Annotated in this window: 1 protein-coding gene; it reads left to right on the top strand. The window is 61.0% G+C overall.

Annotated elements, in window-relative coordinates; genetic code table 11:
• Positions 1-200: Trm112 family protein (locus RMT89_RS43645; protein WP_315889304.1), on the top strand; the 200-nt coding region annotated here is incomplete at its 5' end.
• Positions 201-264: the final 64 nt, after the last annotated feature.

The following is a 264-nucleotide window of genomic DNA, read 5'->3' as shown; positions in this document are numbered from 1 at the left end:
GAGGAACCCTTGCAATGACCGAAGCCACCCCCCCATTCGACCGCCAGATGCTGGAATCGCTCGTCTGTCCGCTCACACACACAACCCTGCGTTATGACGCGGCGCGGCAAGAGCTTGTATCCGAGGCCGCCCGACTGGCCTTTCCGATTCACGCCGGGATCCCGATCATGCTGATCGACGAAGCCCGCAAGCTGGATTGAAATCGGGGCTGGGGGCTGTCTGCCCCCATCTGCTTCGCAGATTCCCCCGAAGGTATTTTCACAC

The sequence above is a fragment of the Streptomyces sp. P17 genome (assembly GCF_032436805.1).
Lineage (GTDB): Bacteria > Actinomycetota > Actinomycetes > Streptomycetales > Streptomycetaceae > Streptomyces.
The sequence above is the reverse complement of the archived record's forward strand: the minus strand, read 5'-3'. Positions and strand labels throughout refer to the sequence as shown.